The following is an 11,718-nucleotide window of genomic DNA, read 5'->3' as shown; positions in this document are numbered from 1 at the left end:
ATCTTGCCGACAGCTTCACCGTGCAGGTCGACGACGGCCATGGCGGCCTCGCCACCCAGGTGGTGACGATCGACATCGTCGGCACCAACGATGCGGCGATACTCTCCTCCGCTTCGGTCAACCTGACCGAAGGCAACGCGGCCGCCGACATCTCGACCAGCGGCCAGCTCACCATATCCGACGTCGACAGCGATCCGCACTTCGTCGTCCAGAACAATATCGCCGGAAACTATGGCACCTTCTCCATCGATGCCGACGGCAACTGGTCCTACACGGCAAGCTCGGCGCATGACGAGTTCGTCGACGGCCAGCACTATCTCGAGAGCTTCGACGTGGTCAGCGCCGACGGCACCCACAGCTCGGTCGCCATCGACATTCTCGGCACCGCCGACGGCCCACCCCGGTTTGCTCCGACCGATATCCAGCTTACACCGAGCACCACCACCGGGGATGTGACTTTCAGCTCATTCCAGTTCCATGGGACGCTAACCGCGACCGACCCGGACCCCGGCAGCTTCGTCTATAGCATCACTTCGCAATCAGACCCGGGGCTGTTCTCGATCACCGGCAGCACACTGAATTCCGCGGATCTCTCGCCGAGCAAGGCCTATTCCATCACCGTGCAGGCAACACAGGTCGGTGACCCAGTTGGGCCCGCATACCAATACAGCGAGACGTTCCAGGTCATCACCGGCAGCAACGGTAACTCGGGCGACAACCTCAGCAATCCCGTGGGCGGCGACGACGTCCTCTACGGCAATGGCGGAGCGGACCAAATCTTCGGCCTGGCTGGCAACGACACGCTTTTCGGGCAGGATGGCAACGACACACTGAATGGTGGCGATGGCAATGACAGGCTCGTCGGCGGTGTCGGCGCGGATACACTCACCGGCGGAGCAGGGGCCGATACATTCTACTACGGGCCGAATGTCACGGATTCCGCGCCAACCGCCGGAAATTTCGACACCATCAGCGACTTCGTGCATGGCGTCGACAAGATCGACCTCTCCTCGATCGATGCCGCTGCCGCCCCAGGCGATCAGGCTTTCCTGTTCGGTGGACAGAACTCGGCCACCGTCGCCAACAGCATCACCTGGTCCGAAAGCGGCGGGAACACCATCGTCCATGTCGATGTGAGCGGCAATACGACGGCCGACTTCCAGATCACGCTGACCGGCATCAATCTCGGACTGACGGCCAGCGACTTCGTGCTGTGACGAAGGAGGTGAGCCCGCGGCTACGCGCGGCTCACCTTGTCTCCCGCGAAGCCGAAAATTCGAGGTTACGAATTAAGGTTTACAGCAGGTTTACGAGCGGGTCGCGTGGCCGGTTGAGGGATCGGGAGTTAGGATCGCTTCCGGGCAAGCAGTTTGGACGGGGGGCGGTTCTCCGCTGGGTATGTTGAATTTCGACAAGAAATCCAAGATTGTGAGGGATGCGCTTCGCGCCTGCCGCCGCTATTTCCTCTTCGCGGCGGTGTTCAGCCTGGCGATCAATCTGCTTTACCTCGCATCCCCGCTCTACATGCTGCAGATCTACGATCGTGTGGTCACCAGCGGCAGCGAGACCACTTTGGTGATGCTCACCCTGGTGCTGCTCGCCGCCTTCCTGGCGCTGGCGGGTCTCGACCTTGTCCGCGCCGCGATCCTGACGCGGGCCAGCGCGCGGCTCGATCGGCTGCTCTCGGCAAAAATCCTGGCCGCATCGGTCGAGACGCCGTCGCAGGGCGCCGCGCAAAGCCAGCCGATACGCGATTTCGACACGTTCCGCCAGGTGATCACCGGCAGCGGCATCCACGCGCTGTTCGACCTGCCATGGTCGCCCATCTACATCGGCATCATCTTCCTCTTGCATCCATGGCTGGGCTTCTTCGCGCTTGGCTCCTCGCTGCTTCTCATCGCCATGGCGGTGCTCAACGAATACATGGTGCGGGCACCGCTGAAGCAGGCCAACGACCTCGCCACGGCCAACTACAATTTCACCGAGATGAGCCTCAGGAACGCGGAAGTCGTTCGCGCCATGGGCATGCTCGAGGGCCTCGTGCGCCGCTGGGGGCGCGACCGCGGCCTGGCGCTCCGGCAGCAGGGGCAGGCCAGCGACCGCGCCGCGCTGATGTCGGGCCTGATCCGCTTCCTGCGCCTCACCATGCAGTCGCTGATCCTCGGCCTCGGCGCCTATCTGGTCATCGAGCGGCAGATCACCGGCGGCGCGATGTTCGCGGCGAGCCTGCTGCTGGGCAGGGGGCTGCAGCCGGTCGAGCAGATCGTCGGCCTCTGGCGCGGCCTGATCCTGGCGCGGGCCGCCCTTGCAAGGGTCGAGAAGCTGCTTGACGGCGGCGCGCAAGGCGAGCGCTCGTTCAACCTGCCGAAGCCGACCGGCAAGATTGCCGTCGAGCAGCTCAGCTTCGCCATTCCCAACCTGCAGAAGGTGCTGCTGCGTGATGTCTCGTTCCGGCTTGAGGCCGGCGAGGCGCTCGGCATCGTCGGTCCATCCGGCGCCGGCAAGTCCACGCTCGCCCGTCATCTCGCCGGCATCATGCAGCCGAGCCGCGGCACGGTGCGACTGGACGGCGCCGACCTGACGCAGTGGGGGCGGGAGTCGCTCGGCGACCATATCGGCTATCTGCCGCAGGACATCGAGCTGTTTTCGGACACGGTCGCCGCCAACATCGGCCGCTTCAAGACCGATGTCGACCGCGAGGTGATCGAGGCCGCACGGCTCGCCGGCGTGCATGAGATGATCATCCGCCTGCCGCAAGGCTACGAGACGCAGATCGGCGAGGGCGGCGCGGTGCTGTCTGGCGGCTATCGGCAGCGCATCGCGCTGGCCCGCGCCGTGTTCGGCATGCCGAACCTCATCGTGCTCGACGAGCCAAGCTCCAATCTCGATGCCGATGGCGACCGCGCGCTCAGCGAATGCGCGCTGGAGCTCAAGCGCCGCGGCAGCACGGTCATCATCGTCTCGCACCGGCCCTCGACCTTGGCCAATGTCGACAAGATCCTGCTCTTGCGGGACGGCGTGGTCGAAGCCTTCGGCATGCGAAACGAGATCGTGGCGCTGCTCAACCAGCGCGCCGCGCCCATCGCAGTGGCGACCCAATGACCGATATCGCCGCCACCTATCGCAGCCTCCCGGGCGCCGACGGCGAGGGCGCCAACCCGGATTCGATCCGGGGACCGGTCTGGGTCGGCGTGCTCATCATCGCGCTCTTCTTCGGCGTGTTCGGCGGTTGGGCGGCTCTCGCGCCGCTCAACGGTGCGGTGCTTGCCGACGCGGTGGTGAAGGTCGAGGGCAACCGCAAGAGCGTCCAACATTTCGACGGCGGCACGGTGAAGGAAATCCGGGTCAAGGACGGCGACATGGTCAGGGCCGGCGACGTGCTGGTTGTGCTCGACGACACACGTGCCCGTTCCGAATTCAATCTCTATTCGCAGCAATATGCGCTGCTGCGCGCCACCGATGCCCGCATCCGCGCCGAGCTCGACGGCCATGAGGCGGTCGCCTTTCCGAAGGACATCACCGCCGAGCACCAGGCCTACCTGCAGGACGCGATGGCCAACCAGATTGCCGACCTCGAAAGCCAACGCGCTTCCATGGCCGGCGCCAGGCAAATCCTGCAGAAGCGGATCGCCGAGTTGGACGAGCAGATCGACGGCAAGCAGGCGCGCGTCGAATCCTTTCGCGCCCAGCTCAAATCGACGATCGACGAAAAGGCGGGCCTCAACAAGCTTCTGAAAGCCGGGCTGACGACCAAGCCGCGTATCCTGGAGCTTGACCGCTCGGCGTCCGACCTGCAGGGCCTCATCGACCAGGCCCTCGGCGAAATCGCGGGAAACCGCCAGAGCAAGGCCGAGCTCGAGAGCCAGATTGCGCAGCTCACCAACGAGCGTCGCGCAAAACTCTCGGCCATGCTGATCGAGACGCAGTCCAACCTCGCCGATCTGGTGCCGAAGATGTTTGCGGCGCAGGCCACGGTGGACCGTGCCGAAGTGCGCGCGCCCTATGACGGCCAGGTGATGGACCTCACGGTCTTTTCCACCGGCGCGGTTGTCTCCCCCGGCCAGACTATCCTCGACATCGTGCCGGCCAGGAATTCACTGATCGTCCAGGCGCAGGTCAAGGTCGAGGACATATCCAGCCTGCGCGCCGATATGACGGCCGAAGTGCGCTTCACCTCCTACAAGCAGCGCACGACGCCGGTCATCCACGGCCGCGTCACCCGCATCTCGGCCGACCGCGTCACCGATGCCAAAACCGGCTTTCCCTATTATGTCGCCGACGTTGCAGTGGATCAGCAGGAACTCGCCGCCGCCCCGCAGATCCAGCTTTATCCCGGCATGCCGGCGTCCGTCATGATCGTGACCGAGGAACGCACCGCGCTGGACTATATTCTCGGCCCGCTGACGACGTCGCTGCACACGGCGTTTCGGCAGAAGTGAGGGGCGGCTGACGAACCGGATCGGGCGTCAGCGTGCATCTCTCACTTTCCTGGCCGATACTCCAGCGCCACCACGCCATTGCTGAACGGCACGGCTGAAATCAGCTCCAGCGCAAGCGGCTTCTCGGTCGGGAAAAGCGGCTTGCCCTGGCCGACGGCGCCGGGATAGACGAGCAGCCGGAGGCGGTCGACGAGGCCGTGGCTGAGCAATTGCCGGGCAATGCTCAAGCTGCCGTGCACATAGATGTTGCCCCCGCTTCCTTGCCTCAGTTTGGCAACGGCGTCGGGCAGGGGGCCTCCAAGCAACTCGGCCGGCTGCCAGTCGAGCGCCTTCAGCCTGGTCGACGCCACATATTTCGGCAGCGCGTTGAAGCGGTCGGCAAAATCGCCGGTTTCCTTCGGCCATGAGCCGGCAAAGATCTCGTAGGTCGTGCGGCCGAGAAGCATGGCGCCGCTGTCGGCAAGCTCGTCCTCCTTGAACTTGTTCATCTCGTCGTTCCAGGTGACGTTCGGCAGCTTCTCGACCTCGGCGATGCCGTCGACGCTGATGAACTCGGTGACGATGAGCTTCCTCATGATCTTCTCCCTTGTCGGACGCAACGCCACCCAGTGCAAACTGCGCATCGCATGGGCCTGGTCGCAGAAAGTGTCACGGCGATGGGACAAAGCATAGGGTGAGGCGCGGACGGGCGACAGATAGGCCCGGCGGAAAAGAAAAAAGCCCGCCGGGTGGCGGGCTTCTGAAGTTTTGCCTGGAGGGCTTAGTTGAACTTGTACTTGGCGTCGATCCGCACCGTGTGGAAGGACGGCGTCGATGTGATGCTGCCGTCCGGCGCGCCGAGATCCGCCGAAAAGTCGTGCTTCTCGAACTGCGAATAGCGGTATTCGATGCCGACCGTCATCTTGTCCGACACGGCCGTTTCCAGGCCGCCGCCGACGGAGAAGCCGCTCGAGCCCCAGTCGATGATGTCGCCGATCGGGTCGGAGGCATTGAGATCGAAATGCTGCCAGCTGTAGCCGGCCAGCGCATAGGCCAGCGTCGCTTCGTTGACTTTCATGCCGACGCGGCCGAGCACGTCGAAGCCATAGTCGGTATCGAGGTTGATCTGGCCGCCGCCGAGGTCGAGTTCCGAGGTCATGCCGGAATAACGCGCGTCGACCATGATGCCTGCCACCCAGCTGCCGAAGTCCTGGTCGTAGCCGAGGCTTGCCTCGCCGAACACGCCTTCGCCGCCCAGTCCGTTGAATTTCACGCCGGCCGGCGGGACATCGATCTGATGCACGGACGCGCCGGCGCCGAGCCCGCCGCCGACATGGAAGCCGGTCCAATTATAGGTCGGCGTCTCGAAGCTTGTGCCACCGCCGTTGGCGGCGTTGAAGCGGTAGCTGGCGGCAACCTGGAAGGTATGGCGCGAGGTGTCGAGGTTGAGCGCACCATCCGGCGCGCCGAACTGCGAAAGCAAATCGTCCGTGGTGCTGAAGCGCGTGTAGCGGTATTCGCCCTTGAGCGTCCAGTTGGCGTTGATGGCGGTTTCGACACCGGCGCCGACGAAATAGCCGCCCTGATCCCAGTCCATGCCGAAGCCGGCGTTGGTGTCGAGCTTGTACTTCTGCCAGGCATAGCCGCCCAGAACGTAACCCAGCGTGCTCGGCGTCAAGAGATAGCCGGCACGCACGCCGACGTCGAAGCCGTAGGTCTCCTTGACGTCGGCATCGAGGCCGAACGCATCGAGCGAGGTCTTGATGGTGCCGACATGAGCGTCGAGCAGGGCGCCCAGCAGGAAGCGCTGCGAGACCATGTAGTCGTAGCCGACGGTCGCTTCGCCATAGATGCCTTCGCCGCCGATGCCGTTGAGTGAAATACCCGGAATGAAATCACTGCTGATCTCATGCACGTTGGCGCCGGCGCCGACACCAAAGCCGACATAAAGACCGCTCCAGTTGAAGCCGGACGCCTCGACCGGCTGCACGACCTCTGCGGCATGAGCAGCAGACATCAAAGCAACCGCCGAAACGGCGGACAACAGAAGAGATTTCGCTGAAAAGCGCGTAAGCATAGCCCCATACCCCTTTATAAACCCGGCGCGTTTCTAGCAGAGGTTGTCTCAACCGGTGGTGGCAGAAATGCCACACCGATAGGTAAACTGCCGCCACGGCAGGCAGAGCCGGGCGATGCACCCAGAAAAGGTCAGTTCGGCTGTGGATAGGCAGCGGCGGCTGGACCTGCCGCTCGGTTGTAGCCGGACCAGCCGCAACAAATTGCGACTCGCGGGCATGCTCGCCCATCATCGAAGAGGCAGATCTGCAGCGCTTTCCACGCGCGAAAGATCTCGCCGCATGCCGGAGTTTGCGAGCCGGCCCCCGCCAAGCTATAGGCCGGTTTCCATCGGCCTCCGTGCCTGTTCACACGTATCCGCAACCTCGAGCGCTTTGGCTCGGGAAGGTTTGGGCAAATCCGCAATCCGTCGAACAGAAGCGTAGAACCTTGGATAATCGCCGGAGCACAGGTCGAACAAGCGAAGGAATGCCGGGACCTGTTCGCCGTAGACAGCAGTCGCGGCGAGCTTTGCGTTGTTGATCGGGGCATTGAACCAGGCATCGTATCCCCGGTATCCGGCCCAGCGCTTGTCGCGCAGTTGCCGGTAACGCATCCGCAGCCTGTCGATCGCCGCTGCCTTGGCAGCCGCCATCTGCTGCGGGCTGCGGGGACTTCCGTAGACCTGCCTCAACTCGTCCCGGGTTTTCGATATCAGTTCGAGAAAATCGACCCTGCGCTTGCGATCGGCTTCGTAGCGGCGCAATCCGGCGCGATCGCCGGTGGCGCGCAGCCATTTCCTTGTGCCGGCGGTTTCGACGGCGACCGCGAAAGCCTCATTGAACGCGGAGTCATCGTTCACGTAGATGCGCTGATGCGCCAGTTCATGAAAGACAAGGCTTGCGAGATAGGTGTCGTCCTGACGCAGCATGGTGCTTAGCAGCGGGTCGCTTGACCAGCCCAGCGTAGAATATGCGGTGACGCCTGAGACATAGACGTCCAGCCCCTGCCTATGAAGTTCGACGGCGCTTTCAGTCGCGGCTTTCCGGTCGAAGTAACCGCGGTAGGGAACGCAGCCGAAGACCGGAAAGCACCATGTTCGCGGCGTCAGCGAGAATTGCGGCGCGGCAAAAACGGCCCAGGTCACAGCGTCGCGACGGATATCGACATAGCTGCGGTAGCTGTTGTTTTCGGGCAGCGCCAGTTCATCTGTCGCAAACCGTCGTATGGCGCTCGCCGACGTCAACTTGGTGCGCAATGCCTTGGGCGTCGAAGGATCATGGATCAGTTTTCCGACATTTTTCCGCGCGGCCATGATCTCAACATGACCCTCCAGCGACTGCGCGTAATAGGAAATGCTCGTGCAGCCGGCCACCCCGGACGCCATGATCACCGCGGCAAGCATTCGAAGAACGCGCTTCACAGTTTGCCCACCGCTTGCTCATCTCCCCATGGAGCAAATGTCTCGATCCCCGCTCTCAAACAGGCGCACCGATTTTCGTCAAGATCTGCAGGGTAGCGGGTCGGACTTTTCGACTTTGGCAGGATTGGCGAATGCGGCCATCAGGCTGCGGCCCGGCGAAGCGGGTCCGAAAATTTTGTCCGGCTTCTTCAGAAAGCTATAGGCCAGTTTCCACCCCGCGCCGCGAAGGGAGAGCCGGCGAGGGCCGCATCCGCGATGGTCTTCATGCGGCGAGCTTATCGGCGGGAAAAGCTTCTCCTGACTAGACTAAGCCCCGAATATCGGGCTGTATCAGCTCGGACGTACTTCTAAGCAACGCATTGCAGAAGATCATGGCGTTTGGGGTTTTCATTCACCGCACAGATTCAATCTATGATGACAGCCCCGCCGAGCAGTACCAGTTCCCTCGCATGTATCTACGCCGTGTCGAGGCCTGCGTCGGTGACTGGATCATCTACTACGAGCCCAGCAAGGTGACCGAAACGCGCGGTTACTTCGCGATGGCCAAGGTCCAGCAGGTCATTCCCGACCCTGCAGCGTCTGGCATGTATCTCGCGCTGATTGAGCCCGGAACCTACCTCGATTTCGTCAATCCTGTTCCATTCAATGGGGCCGACGGTCTGGTCGAACGAGGTCTGCTCAATGACGAGGGCAGAATATCCGGCCGCGCCCAATCCGCTGTCCGCCCGCTCAGTCCTGCCGATTTCAATCGCATCATCGATCTGGCCTTTGACGCGAATGAGGTGGTGCTGCCGCGCGTCGATGAAATCGGCGGCGGATTTCAAGATGAGCAGGCGCCATTCGAGTTCGAGCAGAGCCGGGACCGCGTGAGCTACATCGGATCGCGGATCGTGCGGGACCGCATCTTCCGCCGCATCGTCCTGCGCGCCTACGACGAGCGCTGCGCCATCACGGGGCTGAAGCTGATCAATGGCGGCGGCCGAGCCGAGGTTTCCGCCGCCCATATTCGACCTGTCGAAGCCAACGGCCCGGATGTCATCAACAATGGCATCGCGCTGTCCGGCACAGCGCATTGGATGTTCGATCGAGGGTTAATCAGCCTATCCGACGACCTGGAAATCCTGATCTCGCGACAGGTCAACGACCTCGACAGCGTGCACGGATTCATCAACAAAACGCGCCACGCGCTCTCGCCGAGCCGAATGTCTGAACGCCCGCATCCTCGGTTCTTGCAATGGCATCGCGAGCATTGTTTTAAGCAGTGAGGGGCCGGCCCCTAACCTCACTCGCCCTTAATCCGATTTCTCCACCTGTTCGGACTTAACGAGCTTGCCTATTGCGGCAGCCAAATCACCTGTGTCGGTCTTATGAAGGATTGCGGCAGCGTATTTGGCTGACAGACGCGTCGCGATGCCGGCGGTTATAGCGTTGTTGAGATAGGTAATGCCGTCCCCGTGTCTTTCGAGGTCACCTCTCGAAACAGCCTCAGCGCTTTGAATTGCAAGGTCGGCGAGATGCTCCGGCGTCAATGTGCCGATGTTGGAGCTGATCGACGTGTAAAGCACTTTCCCGATGCCGTGAAATTGGTCCAACTCTTTGATCATCACGTCGTTTGTACCGGGCGTGGTTGGCGCGGGATAGGTACCTGTCGCATTGCGAGTTTCGCGCCGCCATAACATATCGCGCGCTTGGGCAAGGGTAACACCGTCTCGAAGCACGAGGATCGTCGCTTTGACGCGTTCCCCTTCTTCTACCGGAATTAGACTAGGGCCACCGCCGCGGGATTTACTCGACCGCGCGAATTCCACCGGAAAGGGCGTGGAAATGCCGGCTGACATTTTTCGGACTATGACGTTTTCTAGCTCAGCGCCAGGCTCATTAATCAGCGAGCCGTAAGCAAGAATGCCTATCGCACGTTTTGGCTCGATGGCGGGGAGCTCCTTTGATACTGCCTCAACCAAGGCGCGTCCATTTTTCGTGTTCATTGTCCGCAGGGCCAAGTCCTGAAGAGCGGCTCGCGACTTTATCCCTAAAGTCTGCGCGGCAACGTCCAACAGCCCCTTGTTGTCATATAGTGCGATGGTCCTCTCGTAGTCGCTCTTGGCGATAATTTCTCGAAAGTAGGAGAGTAGGTCAGCATAGATTTTTGGAGGGTTTATAGCTTTGGTTGCCGCGTCATATTCGCCGATAAGCGCTGTACTGTCTTTTGCTTTCAAGCCGACCCGCTTGAGGCCTCGATCAATTTTTCGCTTCGTCGCAGACAATGCGTATTTTTCCGCGTCTGCAGCCGCCAGTTTGAGAACTTCCTGCTTCAACTCATCGAGACGCTTCGCCGCGTCGGCGTCATCGAAATGTGCGAGCCGCGCCAACTCTTTGAAGGGGCCTGGCAGCAACAGCACGTTTTCAACTTCCGCGACCGCTAGTGCATGGATGCTTCTCGCTTTGAGGTAGGCGATCAACTGATCGTCACGCCCATCAGCGTCGATTAGTCCGGCGCATCCAAGCCTGTGAAATGCCTTTTGCTGCTCCATGCTTGCGACGGCATGAATCACGCTGTCGCACGGGCCGACCGGGATGATTGTGAAGTCCCTGTAGACTGCACGATATATAGCTACGTCGAGACTTCCTCCATCCCCTTCCGTGAAAAGGACCGGGAGCCTGCTTCCCACTATGCGAGTCATGATTTCATCGGGGATGCCCGTATCGGAGGGAATTTCCTCCAACTCCCACTGCTCACCTTGGCTTCCATTCTCATAGGAGCTGATTGCAAATTTTCGTGCAAACGTGCGCGTGGCCGCGAACTCAATGTCATGCGTTAGATAAGCAAAAATGCAGTCCGGACGGGCCGCCTCCAAAGCATCCCAGAGTTTTGCTAAGATCGAGCGGTTGAGATGAAGCTCAGGTTCGTCAATCAAAATAAGAGTGTTCTCTCGCGCGAGCAACACTTGACCAAGCATATAAAAAGTCGCACGCTCGCCGTCACTTAGATCGGCCGCATCGTAATCATTGTTACGTGATCCGAAAGATTTAACTTTTATGTCTCCGGCAAGGATAATTAGTTCGCGATGGGGCAATAAAGAGTCCCAAATTGCCTTGAGACGATCCAGCTTGGTCTGAGGCGGCGCGATCGTTAAATCCTTCATATGCGCTCGTCGATGCTGAACCGAAATTTCGTTCTCTTCGGCGTAGAGGGCCGCGACGAGGTGATCGAAATCTGAGAGCAGCGCGATCGCGGGCTTGTTCTGCCACCGAAAGGTAACTCGGTTCCCTGGGTGTTGCTCGTGGCCATATGACAATCTGTTGAGTGCAGTTTCCAGGTTGGGAGGCTGTATCTTGGTGTTGAGTTGCAATGCTCGGTGCCCGCCGATTCTATGCACAGCGAGATGACCACCCTCGATCATAACCCCAAGGCGGCTCTTCCCTGAGCCGTTGGGGCCGAGAAAGACGAGTGTTTCTCCCGGCTTGGCGCTGACTTGGTACTCACCAGCCGATGTGGGGATCTTGATTTCAAACATGTAAAGCGCTCAGGCAAATCGTATAAGCGATCAAGTATACTCTAACGATTTTTGACGCCACAACTTTCAGCTCGGTGCCGAACTTAAGTCTAGAGGCTGGGCGACTGCCTTGGATCGACGAACCAACGTCTGCTCTTGGTACAAGACGGTCCATCTACGAACAACCGCGCCTGCTGCTCCTTCATCCCCCCTTGCCAACCTCTCCACCTTCCCCTAATCTTCCTATGAGAAAACCTTTTCCCAAACCACCCCGCGTCCGCTGACCTCACCCGTCATCTTCGCGTAGGGCGATAAGAGAAAACCTTTT

Annotated in this window: 8 protein-coding genes; 4 read left to right on the top strand and 4 right to left on the bottom strand. The window is 60.9% G+C overall.

The features are described 5' to 3' along the window. The 3 genes from ABID26_RS12530 to ABID26_RS12520 form a co-directional block, all read left to right on the top strand. Positions 1-1,217 (top strand): VCBS domain-containing protein (locus tag ABID26_RS12530; protein WP_354415576.1); only part of this gene is annotated, 1,217 nt, incomplete at its 5' end. Positions 1,218-1,398: 181 nt separating this feature from the next. Continuing rightward, positions 1,399-3,102, top strand: a complete 1,704-nt coding sequence (locus tag ABID26_RS12525) for a type I secretion system permease/ATPase (RefSeq protein WP_292343769.1) — start codon at positions 1,399-1,401, stop codon at positions 3,100-3,102. Then, a complete protein-coding gene (locus ABID26_RS12520) occupies positions 3,099-4,439 on the top strand; it encodes an HlyD family type I secretion periplasmic adaptor subunit (protein ID WP_292343767.1) in 1,341 nt (446 codons plus the stop codon). Before ABID26_RS12525 ends, ABID26_RS12520 begins: the two co-directional genes overlap by 4 nt. Positions 4,440-4,480: 41 nt before the next feature. Here ABID26_RS12520 and ABID26_RS12515 read toward each other — a convergent pair whose 3' ends face one another. From ABID26_RS12515 to ABID26_RS12505, 3 genes are all read right to left on the bottom strand, one after another. Continuing rightward, complete coding sequence (locus ABID26_RS12515) at positions 4,481-5,014, bottom strand: dihydrofolate reductase family protein (RefSeq protein WP_292343765.1); 534 nt, start codon at positions 5,012-5,014, stop codon at positions 4,481-4,483. Positions 5,015-5,199: 185 nt separating this feature from the next. Next, entirely contained in the window at positions 5,200-6,495 is a 1,296-nt protein-coding gene (locus tag ABID26_RS12510) for an outer membrane protein (RefSeq protein ID WP_292343764.1), read from the bottom strand. 312 nt (positions 6,496-6,807) lie between these two features. Beyond that, positions 6,808-7,878, bottom strand: a complete 1,071-nt coding sequence (locus ABID26_RS12505) for an aminopeptidase (RefSeq protein ID WP_292343762.1) — start codon at positions 7,876-7,878, stop codon at positions 6,808-6,810. 389 nt (positions 7,879-8,267) lie between these two features. Here ABID26_RS12505 and ABID26_RS12500 point away from each other — a divergent pair, with 389 nt between their 5' ends. Then, positions 8,268-9,161, top strand: a complete 894-nt coding sequence (locus ABID26_RS12500) for an HNH endonuclease (protein WP_292343760.1) — start codon at positions 8,268-8,270, stop codon at positions 9,159-9,161. 27 nt (positions 9,162-9,188) lie between these two features. Here the strand turns inward: ABID26_RS12500 and ABID26_RS12495 are convergent, their stop codons facing one another. Next, a complete protein-coding gene (locus tag ABID26_RS12495) occupies positions 9,189-11,411 on the bottom strand; it encodes a DUF4435 domain-containing protein (protein ID WP_354415572.1) in 2,223 nt (740 codons plus the stop codon). Positions 11,412-11,718: the final 307 nt, after the last annotated feature.

The sequence above is a fragment of the Mesorhizobium shonense genome, assembly GCF_040545255.1.
Lineage (GTDB): Bacteria > Pseudomonadota > Alphaproteobacteria > Rhizobiales > Rhizobiaceae > Mesorhizobium > Mesorhizobium shonense.
The sequence above is the reverse complement of the archived record's forward strand: the minus strand, read 5'-3'. Positions and strand labels throughout refer to the sequence as shown.